22 protein-coding genes and 1 tRNA gene are annotated in these 19619 nt (G+C 53.1%); 11 read left to right on the top strand and 12 right to left on the bottom strand.

Going from position 1 to position 19619, the window contains the following annotated elements; translation table 11 throughout:
• The first annotated feature begins 204 nt into the window (after positions 1–204).
• Positions 205–663: a macrodomain Ter protein MatP gene (matP, locus tag SSARUM_RS08525; RefSeq protein ID WP_004928138.1), complete on the top strand. Its 459-nt coding sequence runs from the start codon at positions 205–207 to the stop codon at positions 661–663.
• 88 nt (positions 664–751) lie between these two features.
• Here matP and ompA read toward each other — a convergent pair whose 3' ends face one another.
• Together ompA and sulA are read right to left on the bottom strand one after the other, a co-directional pair.
• Complete coding sequence (gene ompA / locus SSARUM_RS08530; protein ID WP_033638719.1) at positions 752–1831, bottom strand: porin OmpA; 1080 nt, start codon at positions 1829–1831, stop codon at positions 752–754.
• A gap of 357 nt (positions 1832–2188) precedes the next feature.
• Complete coding sequence (gene sulA, locus SSARUM_RS08535; RefSeq protein WP_033646571.1) at positions 2189–2695, bottom strand: SOS-induced cell division inhibitor SulA; 507 nt, start codon at positions 2693–2695, stop codon at positions 2189–2191.
• 229 nt (positions 2696–2924) lie between these two features.
• On the opposite strand from sulA, the gene SSARUM_RS08540 reads away from it, so the two are divergent.
• Complete coding sequence (locus SSARUM_RS08540; RefSeq protein WP_060426533.1) at positions 2925–3581, top strand: TfoX/Sxy family DNA transformation protein; 657 nt, start codon at positions 2925–2927, stop codon at positions 3579–3581.
• A 4-nt stretch (positions 3582–3585) separates the two neighbouring features.
• On the opposite strand, the gene yccS is transcribed toward SSARUM_RS08540, so the two are convergent.
• A complete protein-coding gene (gene yccS / locus SSARUM_RS08545) occupies positions 3586–5721 on the bottom strand; it encodes a YccS family putative transporter (protein WP_060387546.1) in 2136 nt (711 codons plus the stop codon).
• A 26-nt stretch (positions 5722–5747) separates the two neighbouring features.
• Positions 5748–6200: a YccF domain-containing protein gene (locus SSARUM_RS08550; protein ID WP_033637896.1), complete on the bottom strand. Its 453-nt coding sequence runs from the start codon at positions 6198–6200 to the stop codon at positions 5748–5750.
• A 166-nt stretch (positions 6201–6366) separates the two neighbouring features.
• Between SSARUM_RS08550 and helD the strand changes: the two genes are divergently transcribed.
• A complete protein-coding gene (gene helD, locus SSARUM_RS08555) occupies positions 6367–8421 on the top strand; it encodes a DNA helicase IV (protein WP_033637897.1) in 2055 nt (684 codons plus the stop codon).
• A 32-nt stretch (positions 8422–8453) separates the two neighbouring features.
• Here helD and SSARUM_RS08560 read toward each other — a convergent pair whose 3' ends face one another.
• A complete protein-coding gene (locus tag SSARUM_RS08560) occupies positions 8454–8912 on the bottom strand; it encodes a methylglyoxal synthase (protein ID WP_015377363.1) in 459 nt (152 codons plus the stop codon).
• A gap of 123 nt (positions 8913–9035) precedes the next feature.
• Positions 9036–9701 (bottom strand): DUF2057 family protein, encoded by a 666-nt coding sequence (locus SSARUM_RS08565; protein ID WP_049235528.1) that lies wholly within the window; start codon positions 9699–9701, stop codon positions 9036–9038.
• A 255-nt stretch (positions 9702–9956) separates the two neighbouring features.
• Here SSARUM_RS08565 and SSARUM_RS08570 point away from each other — a divergent pair, with 255 nt between their 5' ends.
• The gene (locus SSARUM_RS08570; RefSeq protein WP_060429840.1) at positions 9957–10370 is read left to right on the top strand and encodes a CoA-binding protein; all 414 of its coding nucleotides are present in this window, start codon (positions 9957–9959) and stop codon (positions 10368–10370) included.
• Positions 10371–10427: 57 nt separating this feature from the next.
• Here the strand turns inward: SSARUM_RS08570 and hspQ are convergent, their stop codons facing one another.
• Entirely contained in the window at positions 10428–10745 is a 318-nt protein-coding gene (hspQ, locus tag SSARUM_RS08575; protein ID WP_033637900.1) for a heat shock protein HspQ, read from the bottom strand.
• 60 nt (positions 10746–10805) lie between these two features.
• Positions 10806–11990, bottom strand: a complete 1185-nt coding sequence (gene rlmI / locus SSARUM_RS08580; protein WP_033637902.1) for a 23S rRNA (cytosine(1962)-C(5))-methyltransferase RlmI — start codon at positions 11988–11990, stop codon at positions 10806–10808.
• A 379-nt stretch (positions 11991–12369) separates the two neighbouring features.
• Here rlmI and SSARUM_RS08585 point away from each other — a divergent pair, with 379 nt between their 5' ends.
• The 3 genes from SSARUM_RS08585 (at position 12370) to yccX (ending at position 14543) form a co-directional block, all read left to right on the top strand.
• Positions 12370–12750 carry a hypothetical protein gene (locus SSARUM_RS08585; RefSeq protein WP_049213690.1) on the top strand — a complete coding sequence of 127 codons (381 nt, stop codon included), beginning with the start codon at positions 12370–12372 and terminating at the stop codon, positions 12748–12750.
• Between the two features lie 394 nt (positions 12751–13144).
• Positions 13145–14107: an acyltransferase family protein gene (locus SSARUM_RS08590; protein WP_049213692.1), complete on the top strand. Its 963-nt coding sequence runs from the start codon at positions 13145–13147 to the stop codon at positions 14105–14107.
• A gap of 157 nt (positions 14108–14264) precedes the next feature.
• Complete coding sequence (gene yccX / locus SSARUM_RS08595) at positions 14265–14543, top strand: acylphosphatase (protein ID WP_033646563.1); 279 nt, start codon at positions 14265–14267, stop codon at positions 14541–14543.
• Positions 14544–14577: 34 nt separating this feature from the next.
• On the opposite strand, the gene tusE is transcribed toward yccX, so the two are convergent.
• On the bottom strand, positions 14578–14907 hold the full coding sequence (gene tusE / locus SSARUM_RS08600; protein ID WP_004928095.1) for a sulfurtransferase TusE: 330 nt from the start codon (positions 14905–14907) through the stop codon (positions 14578–14580).
• Between the two features lie 111 nt (positions 14908–15018).
• A complete protein-coding gene (yccA, locus tag SSARUM_RS08605) occupies positions 15019–15678 on the bottom strand; it encodes an FtsH protease modulator YccA (protein WP_004928091.1) in 660 nt (219 codons plus the stop codon).
• A 230-nt stretch (positions 15679–15908) separates the two neighbouring features.
• Here yccA and SSARUM_RS08610 point away from each other — a divergent pair.
• Positions 15909–15996, top strand: a tRNA-Ser gene (locus SSARUM_RS08610).
• 227 nt (positions 15997–16223) lie between these two features.
• Positions 16224–16439, top strand: coding sequence for a hypothetical protein (locus SSARUM_RS08615; RefSeq protein WP_016928277.1), 216 nt, complete (start codon positions 16224–16226; stop codon positions 16437–16439).
• Positions 16440–16532: 93 nt separating this feature from the next.
• On the opposite strand, the gene SSARUM_RS08620 is transcribed toward SSARUM_RS08615, so the two are convergent.
• Both SSARUM_RS08620 and SSARUM_RS08625 read right to left on the bottom strand, forming a co-directional pair.
• The gene (locus SSARUM_RS08620) at positions 16533–17015 is read right to left on the bottom strand and encodes a hypothetical protein (RefSeq protein ID WP_049213694.1); all 483 of its coding nucleotides are present in this window, start codon (positions 17013–17015) and stop codon (positions 16533–16535) included.
• Positions 17016–17813 (bottom strand): winged helix-turn-helix domain-containing protein, encoded by a 798-nt coding sequence (locus SSARUM_RS08625; RefSeq protein WP_051917629.1) that lies wholly within the window; start codon positions 17811–17813, stop codon positions 17016–17018.
• A 403-nt stretch (positions 17814–18216) separates the two neighbouring features.
• Between SSARUM_RS08625 and SSARUM_RS08630 the strand changes: the two genes are divergently transcribed.
• Both SSARUM_RS08630 and SSARUM_RS08635 read left to right on the top strand, forming a co-directional pair.
• Entirely contained in the window at positions 18217–18828 is a 612-nt protein-coding gene (locus tag SSARUM_RS08630; RefSeq protein ID WP_282494586.1) for a response regulator transcription factor, read from the top strand.
• Between the two features lie 181 nt (positions 18829–19009).
• Positions 19010–19594, top strand: coding sequence for a fimbrial protein (locus SSARUM_RS08635; RefSeq protein ID WP_033637910.1), 585 nt, complete (start codon positions 19010–19012; stop codon positions 19592–19594).
• Positions 19595–19619: the final 25 nt, after the last annotated feature.

Raw genomic sequence — 19619 nt, forward strand, 5'->3', positions numbered from 1 at the left:
AGATGCAATCGTTAAAAAGGGAAAGGGCGATTATACAAGAATAACGGCGGCTTGATACATGCGGAGTGCCAGTTGGCATCAGGGAGTTTGACATCGCGCGGTGACTGTGCAAAAAACAGTCTAAAAGACGGCTTAATTGCCGGGGAAATTTGGCGCAAAGCTGTTATGCTTATTTGAAGTTACGCGGTCACTGAAGAGCTCAAGATGAAATATCAGCAACTGGAAAATCTGGAGAGCGGTTGGAAATGGAAGTACCTGGTGAAGAAACATCGGGAAGGGGAACTCATTACCCGCTACATTGAAAACAGCGCTGCTCAGGAGGCGGTTAACGAGCTGCTGAAGCTGGAAAATGAGCCGGTAAAGGTACTTGCATGGATTGCCGCTCACATGAATCCGGAACTGGATAACCGGATGAAACAAACGATCCGCGCCCGCCGTAAACGTCATTTTAACGCAGAACATCAGCATACGCGTAAAAAATCTATCGATCTGGAGTTTTTGGTTTGGCAACGATTGGCTGCCCTGGCGCGCCGACGTGGCGTTACGCTGTCGGAAACCGTCGTGCAGCTTATCGAAGACGCTGAACGCAAAGAAAAGTATGCGAACCAGATGTCGTCGTTGAAAGAAGACTTGAAGGCGATTCTTGGCAAAGATCCCAAGTAAGTGCGTGAGCGCGCCTTTGTTGCGCTTGGTTTCAACAATAGGACGAAAAAAAACCCCGCTATGCGGGGTTTTTATTAGGCGAGTAAACTTAGCCCTGAGGCTGAGTTACAACGTCTTTGATACCTTTAACTTCGATCTCTACGCGACGATCTGGTGCCAGGCAAGCGATCTGAGCTTTGGTAGCGCGGCCAGATTTGTAGCCACAGGTGTTGCCAGTAACTGCATCTGCTTCACCCATACCACGTGCAGAGATTTTGTCTGACGGGATGCCTTTGGAAACCAGGTAGTCAACAACGCTCTGTGCACGTTGTTCGGACAGTTTCTGGTTGTACTGGTCAGAACCAACGGCGTCGGTGTAACCCAGAACAACTACGGAACCGTCTTTAGGATCCATGGAGCTCAGCTGGCTGTACAGCTGATCCAGAGCCTGTTGGCCTTCTGCTTTCAGAGTAGACTTGTTGAAGTTGAACAGCACGTCAGACTTCAGAGTGAAACGCTTGGTTTCAACAACTGGAGCTGGAGCCGGAGCTGGTGCTGGAGCAACTACGTCATCCTGACCGAAGCGGTAAGAAACGCCCAGGCTCAGCATGGTGTTGTCTGGACGTGCGCCAACGGTACCTGCGTCACCGATGTTGCTTACGAACTGGTAATCCAGGCGAGTAGCCCAGTTTTTGGTCAGTGCGTATTCAACACCAACAGCAGCCAGCGGAGAAACGCCGGTGTCGTGGTCGCTCAGACGCTGACCAGTACGGCCGTAGTTAGCTTTGGAATCTGCACGCCATACCATACCACCCAGACGAGTGTAGATGTCCAGATCGTCAGCAATTGGGTAGCTCAGTTTAGCGGCCAGTTGAACGCCCTGCGCTTTGAAAGCACCGTTGTTCACGCTGCCTTTGTAAGGCATGCGGCCGAGCCAGTCATAGCCCAGTTCGAAGCCCAGGTATTGGTTTGCCTGGTAGCCCAGGAACGCGCCGGCACCCAGCTGATCTTTGTGGGTAGGACCGTTGCCGATACCGTTCTGGTAACCGTTGCCGTAGAAGCCAACGTCATGGTACTGGGACCAGCCCAGTTTAGCACCGGTGTACCAAGTGTTATCTTTTGGAGCGGCTTGCGCTACGGTAGCGAAACCTGCCAGTGCCACTGCTAATGCGATAGCTGTCTTTTTCATTTTGCGCCTCGTTATCATCCAAATAGGCAATGAGCTTTAAAGCTGTTTTAAGCCCTTGGTTAAATTCCTTCGCCAAGGTTTAAGCCCTCGTTTGTTACTCGCCAGTTTTTCTGACGTTATAGAGCAACCTTGGCGATGTAAAGTCTACAACGTGGCGCGAAAGTTACAAGTGTGATGTGATAAGGCTCTAAAAAAAAACGCGGAATCGTACATATTTGCTAACATTCTCAGCCTAAAAAAACGGCGATTCCTTGGGCGTTTTTACTTGCCAAACCGCAGCCGGACTAGCTTTGTGCCTTCCACCGCAAAGGTTCCGCTTATGGGGTGCGAAAATGATGGGAAAAATCCTAAATTTACTTAATGATACAAAGAAGAGTGAATTTTTAGGGTGGAACAGTGTCCGTGAGTCGGGTTAATGTCACGTTGAGGGCGCATGATAAACCCATAGGCATTACCCAATTCTGCCGCACGTCTTAATTTTAGACGATCCTCCTCCGTTAGCTCGGGCAACCAGCCAAGAACCACGCTGTAATTTCCCGTTTGCAGCGCTTTTTCCATAGCCTCGACCGTATTCACCGGGCTGATTTGGCTCAATTGCACCATCTTATCTACAGGCAGGCCGGATTGCTGCAGCCATTGCTTGCTTAATTTTTGCTGCGGTGTCAGCCACAGAAGCCAGCGAGACTGCTTGCCCAGTTGCAGCAGCAGGGGCAACAGCAATTGAGCCACTGCGGGCTGGCGCTCGTTGTAAACAAGTTCACTGATCAAGCCATTCTCTTTGCCGACATCCGTGTTCTTCTCAGCATTGCGCGCTGTAAAAGAGCCTTGGCTGAAATGAGGTTGGTAGAGTGATTGAGTACGCATAAAGTTCCCGCCCGTCGTGTTACTGTATGTTTATACAGTATCCCTGATTTGGGATAAGATCAACCCAAATTTTCGTAGCGGCTCGCATAATTGCGATCATTTTTTGTACCGGTGTTTTTTGTGATTGGCATGCGGGTGGATAGTGCGTATTTTCCTAATTAGTTGTTCACGTTACTCTTTTCATTGATAAGAGAAATAATACGACCGGAACCTAAAAAGGAGAAACGCTATGAAAAGGATGTCGATACGAAGGATCGCACAGGCTAAAAATTGCTTCGCGGCGCTGGGCGCCATCACCACGCGGTCACAGTTTGGCGGCTACGGCCTGCTGGCCGAGGGGGTAATGTTTGCAGTGATAGCGGAAGGAGAGTTGTACCTGCGGGCTACGGCGAGCATGGAACCGGCTTTTCGCGCCAGAGGGATGGTCAATATGGTCTATTCCAAGCGTGGAGTGCCCATCACTTTGCGTTATTACTGGGTTGACGAGTCGCTGTGGCGGGAACGCAACGAGCTGGTGGGGCTGGCCTGGCAGGCCGTCAGGGAAGCGCGTCGAGAGCAGCGGCTTAAGGCCGGCGATCACGGTCGATTGAAGGCGTTGCCGAATATCGATGTCAACATGGAGCGCTTGCTATGGCGAGCGGGTATCCGCAACGCCTATGACCTGCGGCTGCAAGGCGCTAAACGCAGCTATCTCCGCCTGCTGCAACAGCAGACCAATCTGGGGCTGCGTGTGCTGCTGTCGCTGGGCGGCGCGATAGCCGGTTATCATCAGGCGGCGTTGCCGGCCGAATTGCGCAACGAACTGGTGCGCTGGTTCGAGCATACGATGGCGATGCGCCGCCATGGGCATGAGCCAGTGGTTCAGGGCCCATCGAGCGAGCCCTGAATAATTAGATTGCCTTATTGATTTGGGCGTGGAGTGCGGTGAGCTCCGGCAGCAGTTCGAGCATCAACCCCACCTGTTGCAACACCAACTGCTCTTTGCTTTCAGGTTCCGGAACGGCTCTGCGAATGCGCTCCGCCAGCTGTTCCAGCGCTTGCACAATGCGCTGGCTGTTCCGTTCTTCCTGATGCAAGGCGCCGTCCACGTAACACACGGCATCATTGAGCAGATCGAGGGTGACAGGGGTATTCAGCCGCTCGCGGTGTGCCCCCAACGCCGAGATATAACTCAGGAGAGTGTGGTTGAGGCAAAGCAGGCGGAAGGCGGCTTCCTGCAATTCCTTGTCGGCCTTGGGATCGGCGGACATGTTGGAGATGACCGAAGCCAGTTCGGCATCGCTGTTGTGGGCATCTCGCCGCGCAATGCGGTAGGCGAGGCCGTTATCCTTACCCTGGTGGTATTGCACCAGAATGGCGTCCAGATAACGGCAGTTGGCATTCAGGGTTTTATCCACCACCGCCGGCAGTTGGCGGAATTTCCAGTCCGGCCAGATAAAGCTGACCGCCGCCCAGGCGATGGCGCAGCCCAACAAGGTGTCGTAAACGCGCGGGGCGGCTACTTCGAATCCTTCACCCAACAGGTTAAAGCATAACAAGACCAGTAGCGTGATGAACATGGTGGCGTGGGCATACTGGACGGTGCGGAAAGCGAAAAATAGAACGCCGGTGATGACGATCAACACCAGCTGTCCTTCCAGTGAAGGCACGAAATAGAGGATCGGCAGGCCGATCAGGATACCGGCCAGGGTGCCGATGATGCGCAGCGCCAGGCGTCGGCGGGTAGCGTTGTAGTTCGGTTGACAGACGAACAGGCTGGTCAACAGGATCCAGTAACCGTGCTGCATGCCGGTGAACTGGATGAAAGCGTAACCCACGCACAGCACCACCGACATGCGGATCGCGTGGCGGAACAGGGCCGATTGCGGCGTCAAATGGCGGCTGATGCGCAGGCGGATGTCGCTCCAGCCGGTTAAGCGATCGTCGGCCAGGCTGTTCTCTTCCGCTTGCCCGCTTGCCAGTGTCTGCTCTGACTCAATATTGGCCAGCTGCGCATCGATCGCATGCAGGTTTTTCAGCAGGTGCGCCAGCGCCTTGGTTTGTTCTGAATTGCCCTGGGTTTCGGCGATGCGCGCCAAGGCCTCCTGAATGCGGCTGAAGGCCGGCTCAAAACGCGGGTTGTGCTGGTATTTTTGCCGCAGCAGGATCGATTGTGCCAGTTGGCGGCAGGCGCGCGCCTGCATGCTCAGCAAACGCTGGAAGCGGAATAAAATATCGCTGTGGCGGAATTGCCGGCTGAGCGCGTGATACTGAACGTGGGAAGAGCTGGCGCGTTCGTGGATATCCTGCGCGACAAAATAGTAGTGCAAGGTACGGCGGGTGCCGCGCTGGCCGCGATCGCCTTTCAGGCGCGTCAGCAGCGAGGCTTTGGTCTGGTTAAGCAACGCGACCAACGCGCTGTTGGCCATCGCAACATCCATCCATGGCAGGTCGGCGTCGCGTTCGGCGTCGGGATCGAACAGGTTGGCTTTGGCATCCAGATAGTTGGCCAGTTGATCGTAGCAGCGCGCCAGGTTCTCTTGCAGTGGCCGGATAGGGAACAGCAGGTGGCCCGCCAGCGTCAGCAGGTTGTACCACAGCGCACCGATCACCAGCAGCAGCGGTTGCTGATACCAGGCATCGTACATGGCGGTGCCGAGCATGGTGTAAACCGCGATCAGCAGTGCGCCGAAGGCGATGGTGGCGTAACGTTGCCCCAAGGCGCCCAGAAGGATAAAACCGCAGGTCGACGTGGTTAAGCCAAGGGCGAACAACCAGGGATAGGGGAACAGCAGCTCGATTGAAGCTGAGGCGACAAAGAAGCACACCAGCGTGATCAGCAGGTTGCGTAACCTGCCGGCCAGGCGGTCATCCAAGTCGGTCAGGGCCGCTGCCACCACGCCCAGCGTCAGCGGGATGGTCAGCTTGGGAATGCCCAGCCACCAGGGAACGGCGGTGGTGCCGATCAGCGCAATAAGGATGCGCAGGTGATACAGCAGATTGCTGTTATAGGTGTAACGACGTACTGCGGGTGCAAAAGAGCGCACGAAAAACTCCTCAAACGGAGAAAAAATTAACGCTGATGATAGTGGCGGCGAGCATTCTCAATACGCGCTTGCTGAGCCATTTCTACCGAGACGACGCGGCGCCCCACCGGCCACAGCGCGATGGCGGCAATTTTGAAATTGGCGATGCCGACCGGAATGCCGATGATCGAAACGCACTGCACGATACCGGCGGCGATGTGTGACAGGCACAGCCACCAGCCGAACAGCACCAGCCAGATAACGTTGAGCAGTGAGCCGCCGGCGGAGAGCAGCGCATTGCTTTTTTCCGGGTAGAGCTCATCGACGTGGATTGCCTCATTGCCGAACGGCACCAGCGACAGCTTGGTGATTTCCCAGCAGGAGCGGGTGAGCGGCAGCGTGATGACCAGCAGCACGCTGAACACCGTGGCGATGAGCCAACCCAGCGTGGTGAAGAAACCGCCCAACACAAAATTAAGAATATTCAGTACAGTACGCATAGACGTCATTCTGCTCTAATGTTGGCCAAACCGCGATGCGGGCGTATTCACGATAAAAACGCAAAATCTATTCTACCCTTTTTTTAGCGCTAGAGTGCCACTGCTTATCGCAGGTAAACTGGCAGATATCCGTTATTTAATCTCAACATAGTCATGGCGCGACGATATGGAACTTAAAGCGACATCGCTGGGGAAACACCTGGCTCAGCACCCTTATAACCGCGTGCGGTTGCTGCACGCCGGCGTTGAGGTGAGCGGGGAAAAACATGAATACCTGATCCCCTTCAATCAACTGATTCAGGTCAGGTGCAAGCGCGGCATCGTCTGGGGCGAGCTGGAATTTGAATTGCCGGACGAAAAAGTGGTGCGACTGCACGGCACCGAGTGGCAGGAAACGCAGCGTTTTTATCACTATCTGCAGCAGGCGTGGCAGCAGTGGAGCGCCGAAATGAGTGAGGTCAGTGCCGGCGTGTTGCAACAGCAGGTGGCACAGATTCAGCGCATTGAGCAGCAAGATAAATGGTTCAAAAAGTCTGAGCTGGGCAAACTGCAGCAGCAAATCCGTGAAGCCTTCTCCGCGCTGCCAATGCCGGTGGCGCGCCTGGAGGAATTCGATAACTGCCGGGCCGATTACCATCTGTGTCTGCAATGGCTGCAGCAGGGGCAACGCAGTGTCGACCAACGCAACCGGCAGTGGACCGATCGCATGCTGGAGCAACATCACGACTTCTTCCAGACCGTCGAGAGCTCACCGCTCAATGACTCTCAGAGCCGTGCGGTGGTCAACGGCGAGGATTCCGTCCTGGTATTGGCGGGGGCCGGCAGCGGCAAGACGTCGGTGCTGGTGGCGCGCGCCGGCTGGCTGCTGCGCCGTCAGGAGGCGGAGCCGGGCCAAATCTTGCTGTTGGCGTTCGGCCGTCAGGCTGCGAGTGAGATGAATGATCGCATCAAAGAACGTTTGGGCGATGTCGGTATTCAGGCCAAAACATTCCATGCATTGGCGCTGCAGATCATTCAACAAGGCAGCCGCAAAGCCCCGGCCATCAGCCGGTTGGAAACCGATGCCAGCGCGCGCAAAGCGTTGCTGATTGCCCATTGGCGCGAGCAATGTGCAGAGAAAAAAGCCCAGGCGAAGGGGTGGCGTCAATGGTTGACCGAGGAGCTGGAATGGGACGTGCCGGAAGGCGACTTCTGGCAGGATAAACGCCTGGCGGACCGGCTGGCGGGCCGGTTGGAACGCTGGCTGGGGCTGATGCGCATGCACGGCGGCAGCCAGGCGGAGATGATTGAGCAGGCGGATGAAGAAATCCGCGATCTGTTTTCGAAACGCATTCGGCTGATGGCGCCACTATTGAAAGCCTGGAAAAGCGCCTTAAAAGAGGAAGGAGCGGTGGACTTCTCCGGCCTTATTCATCAGGCGGTCAACATTCTCGACAAGGGGCGCTTCGTCAGCCCGTGGAAACATATTCTGGTCGATGAGTTTCAGGATATCTCGCCGCAGCGTGCGCTGTTGCTGGCGGCGCTGCGTCGGCAGAACAAGCAGACTTGCCTGTTTGCGGTGGGGGATGACTGGCAGGCGATTTATCGCTTCAGCGGCGCAGAGTTGACGTTAACCACGGCTTTTGCCACCCACTTCGGCGAAGGGGCGCAGTGCGCGCTGGACACCACTTATCGTTTCAACGAACGTATCGGCGAGGTGGCCAACCGGTTCGTGCAGCAGAACCCGCACCAGCTGAAAAAACCGCTCAACAGCCTGAGCAAGGGCAATAAAAAGTCGGTGGCGATCCTGCCGCACGAGCAGTTGGAGCCCTTGCTGGATAAACTGAGCGGCTACGCCAAGCCGGATGAGCGCATCCTGGTGCTGGCGCGCTACCATCATCTGAAACCGGAAGCGCTGGCGAAGGCGGCCACCCGCTGGCCCAAGCTGGATCTGGAATTTATGACCATCCACGCCAGCAAGGGGCAGCAGGCGGAATACGTCATCATCGCCGGTTTGCATGATGGGCGTGACGGCTTCCCCGCCGTGGCGCGCGAGTCGGTGTTGGAAGAGGTGCTGCTGCCGCAGCCGGAGGATTTCCCGGATGCCGAAGAGCGCCGTCTGCTGTATGTCGCGTTGACGCGCGCTAAACATCAGGTGTGGCTGTTGCAGGATCGTGAACGTCCTTCGGTGTTCGTTGAACACCTGCAAGATCTTGGCGTACCGGTGCAGAAAAAACCGTAAGCCTGGGCCTGGCGGCTGCCAGGCCGCGAGGACTATTTCAGGCGGTCTTGCAGGTAGCGCTGATAGTCGGGGATGGCGATCTCCACCTCGCTTTTGAACAGCGGAGAGTCGATCAGAAAGTCGGCGGTCGAGCGGTTGGTGGCCACCGGAATATTCCATACGGTCGCCAGCCGCAGCAGCGCCTTCACGTCCGGATCGTGCGGCACCGCGTTCAGCGGATCCCAGAAGAAGATCAGCATGTCTATCTTGCCTTCCGCAATCAGTGCGCCAACCTGCTGATCGCCGCCCATCGGGCCACTCAGCATGCTGGTGACGGGAATGCCGCTGGCGCGCTGGATCAGATTACCGGTAGTGCCGGTGGCGTACAGCTGGTGCTGCGCCAGAATGGTCTTGTGGCTTTCTACCCACTCCAGCAGGGCCTGTTTGCGGTGATCGTGCGCCACCAGCGCAATGTGTTTGCGCGCGGCGATAGTGCGGGTGGTCAATTCCATCTCGGTGTCCTTCGCTAATCGGGGAATGTGCGACAGATTACTGAAACTGTTTTTCACTGCCTAGCGTTTGCGCTTGAAAATGCGAAGAAAAGACGCCTTTACGGGGAAAGGCGCCGGGAGGGATCAGCGAATCGGTTGTTTATTGGCCCAGCGCAGAAAACGCTTCTGTGTTTCCTTGTCGGCCTGTTGAAACCAGTATTGCAGCATTTGTTCCGACACGTTTTCACCTTTCAACGTCACCGTCGGGGCGTTTATCGGCGCGCCGGCCAACGCGAGGGCTGAGGCATTGCCCGCGTTCGCCTGAACAAAGCTCGGAACGGAGGCCGGGCGGTTCTGGCGGTTGTAATCGGTCATCACCTTTTCCAAATCGGTATTGAAGGTGACGCTGTCGGGATGCAGCACATCATGCCGGAACGGCAGGGCGTTGCCGTCTTTATCGACCACCAGATAATTCAACGTTCTGTCAAAGCGTTGCGCATCACGATCGTTCTCGATGCGTGGCAGTTCGATCGCCACCTGGCTGATCTTTTGCGTATTGAAGGTGGCAACCAGCGGCAAGGAAGCATAGGCCTGCGTATGCTGGCCGGAACGTACGGTTTTGGTCACTTTAAACAGCAACTGGTGCTGCCCGCCATCCAGTTCAAGGCTGTCGGCGCCTTTTAACAACGAACCTGTCATTTTCTTGCCGTCGACCACCAGCAGGTCGATGTCCGGGGAGAGTTTCAGGGTCGTAGCCGCGGCAGGTATGCTGATGCTGAGCAACGCCGCAACCACCAGACCAAATTTCATCATTATCTCCTTATAAAGTGGCGTAACGCTAAGTGTTGAACACGGCATAGGTTGTGTCAAAATTTTTCAATCGGGTATTTTGTTTACATTTTTACATATTTTATCGCGATTAGACATGACCATGCGCAGCTGAACCGCGACAGCCTCTGACCATAAGATTGCGGTGAAGTTTCCCTTGCGTTGCGTTTAACCGAACGAATGCCGATCGGTTACACTCGAAATGGAAAGTGACGCAGTGATAAACGGGAGTTGAAGATGCAAGATCAAGAGATTGTTGAGCTGTTGCAACAGGTGAAAACTATCGCGCTGGTCGGTGCCAGCGATAACCCATCACGGCCCAGCTATGGGGTGATGGCGTATCTGTTGGCGCAAGGGTATCAGGTGATCCCGGTCAGCCCAAAACTGGCGGGGCAGACGCTGCTGGGGCAGCAGGTTTACCCTACGCTGGCCGCTATCCCGCAGCCGGTGGATATGGTTGACGTGTTTCGCAATTCAGAAGCGGCTTACGGCGTGGCGCAAGAGGCGATAGCGATCGGCGCCAGGGCGCTCTGGCTGCAGATAGGGGTGATTAACGAGCAGGCGGCAGCGCTGGCGAAACAGGCCGGGTTGCGTGTGGTGATGGATCGCTGTCCGAAAATCGAAATCCCGCGCTTAGGGTTGGAGCGCTAAATAAAAAGGGCCAGGCGCGATGCCGGGCCCTCTCGGGTTTCTCAGGTCTTGGCGCGGTCAATTGCGCAAGCGTGGCGCCTGTAGCTGGTGACGGATGGATTCCGCCAGTTCATCCAGCGATGGTTGCTCGGGGTGTGCCTCCTGGGCTTCGCTATCCAGCTGCGCTTCCGCCAGATAGGTGTGTACCGGTTGGCCTTCCTCGTCTTCCATCACCACGTGGTACCAAGGGGCTGAACGCAGTTCATCGTTCGCCGCTATTTCGTCAGCTTTGGGTTGTTCCAAAGAGTATTCCGGGTCGATATCGATCACGACGCCCAAATACCCCAGCAGTTTATGCCTAACCTGTTGTCCGATACCGAATTTGCTGGCAATCATGATGACCTCCTGAGAAACAATGCCTTGCTCATATATGGGGGCAGGGCAGCGCATTTCAAGTTACATCACCCGACAAGCGAATCCTTTCAGATACAGCCCCTCAGGGTATGTGGCGATCACCGGGTGATCGGCAGCCTGTCGGAACTGCTCTATAAATTGTACATCACGTCCGGCATCTACAGCGGCGTCGGCCAAAATTTTCTGGAACAGGTCGGTCGGCATCAGGCCGGAGCAGGAGAAGCTGAGCAGAATGCCGCCCGGATTCAGCAGCTGCAGCGCCAGCATGTTGATGTCTTTGTAGCCGCGGCAGGCGCTGGCCAACTGATTCTTGTTCTCGACGAATTTCGGCGGATCCATGATGATCAGATCGAATTTTTCGCCTTGAGTGCGGTAGTTGCGCAGCAGCTGGAACACGTCATCGCGAACGAACTCCGCTTTGTTCAGATCCAGCTTATTGAGCTCGACGTTCTGTTTGGCGATATCCAGCGCCGCCTGCGAGGTATCCACGCTGATCACCTGCGCGCAACCGCCCATCAAAGCGGAAACGGCGAAGGCGCCGGTGTAGGAGAAGCAGTTCAGCACCCGACGGCCGGCGGAGTAATTGCGCGCCGCCAGGCGGCTGTCGCGCTGGTCGAGGTAGAAACCGGTCTTGTGCCCCTGCTGAATGTCCACCAGCAGCTTCATGCCGTGTTCGGTGATCGGCAGCAGTTCCGGCGGCAGATCGCCCAGCACCGGGCCCTGCGCCAGCGGCAGGCCTTCTTTTTTACGTACCGCAACGTCGGAGCGATCGTAGATCGAACATTCCGGGTAGCAATGCTGCAGGGCGGAAAGCAGGGCCGGGCGCTGGTATTCGGCACCGGCGGACAGCAGCTGCAGCACCAGGAAATTCTGGAAGCGATCGATAGTGATGCCCGGCAGGCCGTCGGACTCGCCGGCGATCAGGCGGTATCCGTCCAGACCGTCGCGCTGTGCGACCCAATCGCGCCAGCTTTGCGCTTGCTGCAGGCGGCGAATGAAGAAATCGATGTTAATCTCTTCATCTTGCTGGAAGGTCCAGACGCGTGCGCGGATCTGCGACTCGGGCGAATAGGCGCCGCGTGCCAGCCACTTACCCTGGCTGTCGAGGATATCAATGGTTTCACCGGAGTGGGCTTTGCCCTCAACGCGTTGAACGGCGCCGGAGAACACCCAAGGGTGGCGACGGAGTAAGGACTTTTCACGTCCTTTGGCGAGATGTAAGCGCATGGTTAAACTACTTTTTATTCAATGGGTTAATTGGCTGGATTAAGCGTTTGCCAAAATAAGTTCGTCATCATAGCTGAATCTGACAGCGTTCACTACCGCGTTGGCTCGGATTGTATCGCGTTATCTCTGCGGGCGTCGCACCGAAGAGAGAGAAAGTGCAGCCTTCAAACTGAAGAAATGGCAGCTTAAAAAGGTGTATTATAGCAAGCCAGAGATGAAAGCATGTTGATCAGTGCGTGAAGGCGCTTTGTTACCTGCAGGATTAGATGTTTGACAGGGGATTATGCTTTATAGGGCATAAGGCTACAGAGTGATATATTTATTCTTGTTAAGAGTATTTTTGGCTGTTTTTGTAATATAAAGTGAAGGGAGTGCACCAGTGAGATTCTTTTTGTTTTTCATTTTTTTTATGACGACTCACACAGTATTGGCTAACGAGTGGGTTTTTAGTGATGATGAAAACGCTATAAGTGATGGGGTATTAAAGATTTCGGTTCAGGCTGGGCATTATAAAATTTCATTTCCACCTACTGCGAACCCAAACTCAGGTGCTGTGTCGATTAACGGCGAGCGGTTTTACGGTAACCGTTCTTTTGGATTCGACGGCGAGCAAGCGGACATAATGATTGATAGGTTAATAAAGGTAAAGAGTGCTCAGGTTGAATATGATGATCGTTTTAAAACGAAAGTTGTTCGCAAGTTGGTTGATTTTTCTGACATTACATCATCCCTCGATAGCTTGAAAAATAAAAGTCATTGACACCTCTCACATCATCGACGATAGAGCAGATGGCTTTACTCGAAATAGGAATAGCGCTGTCGCTTGGTTGCCCGGTGGTATGTTTACTCACGACGGCTGGCCGACGGTACGCTTTCTTGTGAGCAAGCAGAGCCCATCATTCAAGAGTGTGGATTGAAGATTACCGTTTTGTTTTTAACTGGTTGATTATTAATGTCTTTTTTGGAATTTCATAGTAATTGACTTCAGGCTGAGGTTCGCCTCACGGAAGAAAGCCTATCTCCGGGCAGATGGGGATGTAAGCTTTTTGTAAGTTTTTTGTGAGTTTTAGGTTTTTTCGCATTGACAAAAATCTTAACTTAATCTGTTATTGAGCACCTGATGTTTATTATGCAGATATTAGGATTTTTCTTAAATGTCTAAAGAAAGAAGCTTGTCGTTTGATTTTTTGAAAGGGTTGCTTATCTTGCTCGTCATCGTGGGACATTTATTGCCAGGCAGCGCTGATGTCGGTTTGCGTGGGGCAATATATTATTTCCATATGCCGCTTTTTCTAGGGGTGACGGGCTACTTTGTTCGGCGTTATTTTCTTGATGGCGGCGTGATTAGCGTGCTGAAAAAGTATCAGTGGCGCATGATAATTCCTTATATGTTGGCATTCGTTGTTTACAGCGTTTATTCTCTTTACTCCTCAGAAGAAGTAGGTTTAAAGCAGTTCATCGGTCTATTCCTTTACCCCTACTATCATCTTTGGTATATCCCAGCAGTGATCATATTCGTGCTATATACTATGGTCATTTACAAGAGTAATTTCTTAATTGGTTTCTTTCTGTTCACTTCCGCGGTGTTATCTATTGTCTGGTACTGTTACGCCGACACGCTGGAAAACCAATATGCCTGGCTGAAATTCATTGGTGATAAGCGTTTCTATTATTACTACTCCTTCTTTTTATTAGGTTTCCTGATCGGGGATAAGAATTTTCACGGTAACCCGCTGGCGTTGTTCGCTATCGCGTTGGTCGTAGGCATATTAGGGTACTATGAACCGAACGGGGCACTGCTGGATGCCGCCTCATGGTTTGCATTTAATGCTGCGCTGTTGCTGTTGATGGTGAGTTTGTGTAAACGCCTGAAGCTGAGAATTGAGGGCTTTGTGGTCAAAATGGGGCAGGTATCTCTACCTATTTATCTTTGGCATGTGTTACCCATTTTGCTTGTCGGAGCAATGGTCGATAAGGATACGTTAGGTTTTTATCTCAGCGTAACGGCCATTATTTTCGCTCTGGTCATCATATTTATCCGCTTGCGTGGCAAAAGCAGATTTATCGACTCTTTCTTTTACGGAGAAAGGGCCAACTGGCTACCTGCCGAAAAATAGCAAGTCTGTCCCGGCCGAGGGAGCTCGGCCGTCTACTTTTTACGTAAGCCTCTATTATAGAAATTGTTGTCCTCTGGCTCCTTGCCTCTTTATCTTTTGATTGAGTTTCTATACTCAATACATACTTATTCTTTAGACAAGATAACAGGGGGCGATTATGACACAAGTTTGCATTGCTGCGTATGTGTATGGCGTGGTGCAGGGGGTTGGGTTTCGCTATTCCACCCAGCGGCAGGCCGAGGCGTTGGGGGTGACAGGCTATGCGCGCAATCTCGATGACGGCAGTGTTCAGGTGGTGGCCTGCGGCACACAGGCGCAGGTGGACAAGCTGCTGGAGTGGTTGAAACAGGGCGGCCCGCGCAGCGCGCGCGTCGAACGTGTGCTGGTGGAGCCGCAGGGCCTGGCTGATTACAGCGGGTTTGGCATTCGTTATTAAACGCTCGCCTGCAGCGGCGCTGCGGGCAGAGCGGTCAAATGCATTTTACCGGTTTCGGCAATCCGGCGATTTTGGTGGCTTGTTTGGCCGGCCCTTTCGGGAACAGGCGATACAGATAGCGGCTGTTGCCTTTTTCTTCGCCGTATTTCTGCGCCATCGCTTTGACCAGCATGCGGATAGCCGGTGAGGTATTAAATTCCTGATAGAAGTCGCGCACGAAACGCACCACTTCCCAGTGTGCTTCGGTGAGCACGATCTCTTCCTGCGCGGCCAGCAGCGGCGCCAGCCCTTCATGCCAGTCGGCGCTGTTTTTCAGATAACCCTGCGCGTCAGTGTCGATAACCTGACCTTCAAACTCCAACATACTGCCTCGATAACGGATAATTCGGAACGGCCGCCAGTTTAGCAAATTTTTTCAGCCGCAAAAAACAAAGCCCCGCCGGAGCGGGGCCTGGAAAGCTGGTGTATCGTGCGATCAGTTGCTGCGGGCGAAGCCCAGAATGCTCAACAGGCTGATGAACATGTTGTAGAGCGACACGTACAGGCTAACGGTGGCGCGAATGTAGTTGGTCTCGCCGCCGTGAATGATGTTGCTGGTTTCCCACAGGATCGCGCCGGCGGAGAACAGGATGAACAGCGCGCTGATGGCCAGGTGCAGGGCAGGGATCTGCAGGAACAGGTTGGCGATCACCGCCACCAGCAGTACCACAAAACCTGCCATCATCATGCCGGACAGGAATGACATGTCTTTACGGGTGGTCAGCACATACGCCGAGCAGCAGAAGAACACCGCTGCGGTGCCGCCCAGCGCCAGCATGATCAGATCGCCCGCGCCGGCGTTCAGGAACGAGCTGAGAATGGGGCCGAGGGCATACCCCATGAAACCGGTCAGCGCAAACGCCGCCAGGATGCCTGCCGGGCTGTTGGCCAGTTTATGGGTCAGGAACATCAGGCCGTAGAAACCAACCAGCATCAGCAGCAAGCCCGGTGCCGGCAGCCCCAGCATCGTGCTGGCGGTCGCGGTCAGCGCCGAGAAAGCCAGCGTCAGGGATAACAGGAAATAGGTGTTGCGCAGGACTTTATGCGTGCTGAGCAGCGAGTCGCGCGAAGAAGATGAGACGACAATGCGGTCCATAATGCTCTCTCTTATCAAGCCATCACAAAATAATCCCGATGATAGGCAGCGCAAGCGCTTGATTAAAGTTTGTTTACCAATCTTTACCCTTAGTTATCATTGTTGCAACAGCAGGGAGGAGCGGACGCGCGTTTGTTCGCCGTTTGCTGCGTCTTCGCCGATTTTTCGCGCGGTTGAACGCGCCCGGGCTTTACAAGCGAATGAGGTCTGTTTATAGTGCGCGTCGTTGCGGAGGGGTGGCCGAGTGGCTGAAGGCAACGGTCTTGAAAACCGTCGACGGGAAACCGTTCCAGAGTTCGAATCTCTGCTCCTCCGCCATACATTCTGACCCCGTGCTCACTGAGCACGGGGTTTTTGTTTTTGCGTGCGTAGAAATCGAGGCGCTTTTGCAGGAAACGCGATCGGCTATTGATAAGGGCCACGCATCGGTGAGATTATGCGGTCATCAAGGTTGGCTGCTCGGATGCCTGCTGCTGTCAGGCACCGCCGGGGTGATAAACAACGCCGCCTTATCGATTTCGCTTAATGCTCTTATGGAGACAGAGATGAACTGGTATCAAGTCGCCCTATGGACCATGATCTTTCTGAAGTCCGGCGCTTTCCTGGTATTCGTGTGGTGGTGGATGTTCAAACGCGCAACCAAACCTTATGTGCGCCCGCAAGACGTCGTGGTGGACGATACGCCGTATGATGAGAACCTCACCATGGAAGAGGTGATGAAAAACCATGGCATCGTCCGTACGGATATGTCGGTAAAATAGCCCTTCCTCCCCAATCGGTATCTGGGGCGTGTTTGCCATAAGCGCGCCCCGTTGCGATCCTTCGCTGTCTCTCTATGGCATTCTGTTCTCAGGTTAACGGCATAGCGTTACCGGGAAAAGCACGCCATGAACGATGTACGCATCTTGCCGAGCTTTACGCATCGAAAAAACGCCGTTCTTAATGCCGAGAGAGATCATGGGGATTTCCTGGGTCAGCTCATCCGGCGCGTTGTCGTCGGGCGCTTTACTGATTTCTCGGTGGGTGGTCATGTAAAACCCGTCATCTAACCTCTTTATATCAAAGTTTATTTTCCTATCCAGGCTGTAGGTTTTGCCTCTCACGGTGATGTCCCCACGCTGCACGATCATGGCATGATGTTCGTCATAGATGAATAAACTGCCCGTCACTTTTAATTCCAGGTCATCGCCTGAAGCTAATCGTTTTTTAGTGATCGTATCGGCCTGGCAATTCATATGCACAGGCGCGGCGGGGGTTAAAACGCGAAACAGGACAATGAAGAGAATCACTGCCAAAAATCCGATAGTCAGCATTTTGGGGTTGAGCAATGCGGCCATTTATTTTCCGTTGAGAATTTTGTAGGTAACACACTGGGTATATCGATCTTGTGAGCCGAGATAACACACACCGAGGAAGGTGTTATAAGTCAACGTGTGTTTTACGGAGGAAAAATAGATGTCCGCTTTACTGGCTATACAATCCACACCGCTCTCTTCTAGCGCCTGGTTGACCATGCGCTTTTCCAGTTCGTCATCAATATGCTTGTCCGCATCCAGAGAATACAAGGTGCAGCGGTCTTTTTTCCCTAACGAGATTAAATTTTCTCTGGGTTGATCAGGCGGTTCAACAGGATAGAACGCCGCGACGAACAACAGCGGAATAAATGCGCCGCAGATAGCGGCAATAGCGCGAATATTTACCTGTTTCTGCGGCGGCGTGTTATGTGATTCGGCAACCGACGGGAAAGACGAAAGCGGCACTGAGGCGGAAGAAGGGGGAGTTTCGTTAACGGTTGCCTGCGGTGATGGGTAAATATCAATCATGGCGGTAAAGCAAAAACCGACTTTCGCCAGGGTCTTTATCGGCGAGGTTTCTCTCCCCAGCAGTTTGAACGCTTTCCTTATTTCACTGACGGCCACATTGAGGCTGATCGATGAGCCTGAAAAACCATACTCTTCCCATACCTTTTTTATCAATACCTCACGTTTCAATGGGATATTCGGATGAGTCAGCATTTCAATTAACAGGCGCGAGGCCGGATTGGATATCCGTATCGATGACTCATCGTTATCAATGAGTTGGAGACGACACGCATTTGCGTCATAGATCACGCAGAGGTCGATAATATATTTCATGTATTCAGGTTTTTATAATGGTATGGGCTTCCAGGTCGCGGCTAGTATTTAGTGAAACGTCGGTCAGGTCAAGGTTCTGGGTGGAAAACATAAATAATTCAGGGTGTTTTTTATTTCTTCGACGAACAGAATGCATGGTGCATTGCTCTTTTTATTATGCTTGGCAGAGTTAAATTCTGAAAATATATAATTTATTAGATTATAATAATTAAAATTTACGTTAATAAAAATAATGTTCCTGTTGTTAATGATTTGATGCAGAATTATCTTAGTGTTTTACGGCGCCTGCTTATGTGCCGGGCGCTTATTGATGGCTCCCAAACGGCAATGCGATTTTTCCAAGAAAACGGCAGGTATTTAGTGCAAGGCATCGCCGTTTTCTTTAGCCATGGATGGAGGAAGTATGCTCAGTATCGGTATCGTATCTGAAAACATCTTTTTCAGAGAGGCGATGAAAAGGATATTGGCGCCAAGGATTTTTCATAAGGATCACGTTATTGCTTACTACGACGATCTGCCTTTGGCCATGGGGCGAAATTGCCACGATATTCTAATCGTCGATGATGCGATAAAAAGCCTGTTGCGTTTCAGCATGGCGGCAGCGTTATTGTCTGCTATTCATGGCGTGAAAATTTTTTTGACGACAGAAGAGAAGCGTCGTCTGTTATTTCGTTCTGTCACGCGTGATGTGGTGGTGCTCGATAAAAGAGTGCGAGTTCCCGACATGAATAAGGAATTGTCTTTGCTGCTGGCTAATATTGCGCAGCATTCTGCATTAAATGGAAACGTTGAGGGTGGGGCGGCCCGCAATACGAAAAGTTGCCTGACTGAAAGTGAATTGGAAACGCTTCATTTGCTTTCTTTCGGCTATACGGTGACCCAGGTATCCCGAATGCTTGATAAAAGCGTAAAAACGGTCAGCACGCAGAAATGCAGTGCATTACGCAAAATGGGATTGAAGAATCGGGTGCACAATTTATTGGACATTTCATCCGGTTTCTCGGCGGTTATCTAGGAGTTCGTTATTTTGTCGCTTTTATTATCGGCTGATGAATAACGCGATGGCTTGATTTTATAAAAACAGGAATGTGTTCACCCTTTTGCCTCTGTATTACGGGGAGGGATTGTTTCATCCCGCCAGCAGCGGCTGCTTTTTATTTATTCTCTCAAACCAAACTGTTATGGAGTTTTATCTCATGATGAAGAAGATGCTTTCTGTTGCAATCATGGCGGCCGCGGTCGCTGCGCCGGTGGCTTTTGCTGAAGACAATTCCGCCGGTGGCGTGATTAACTTTACCGGCGCCATTACCGACACCACCTGTACGATTAACGGCGGCAAGAGCGCGGATTTCACCGTAGCACTGAGCCCGATCTCGGTGACCGACGCGGGTAACACCGTCGGGCCAATCACCAAGAACAAGAAGTCCTTCTCGTTGACCTTCTCCGGCTGTTCGCCGGCGGCCGGTACCGCAGGCACCCCGCTGAAAATCTACTTCTCCTCCGCGGATAACATCTCCACCGACGGCAAATATTTGCTGAACAACTCGGTCAACGAGAACGACGCTTCCGTCGCGAAGAACGTAGGCTTCTCTCTGGCGGAAACCGGTTCTTCCACCCCGATCCAGCTGAACGTGCCTTATGTCACCGACATCATGGGCGACAAAGAGGCGCCGGATTCAGAAACCCTGACGCTGGACGCGTACTACTACAAAACCAACGCCGAAGCGGCAAAAGTGGGCGCTCTGAGCTCCAACGTGACTTACACCATTTCTTACCTGTAATCGCGCTGACAGCCAGGCCCTTGAT

This window comes from Serratia sarumanii (assembly GCF_029962605.1).
GTDB lineage: Bacteria > Pseudomonadota > Gammaproteobacteria > Enterobacterales > Enterobacteriaceae > Serratia > Serratia sarumanii.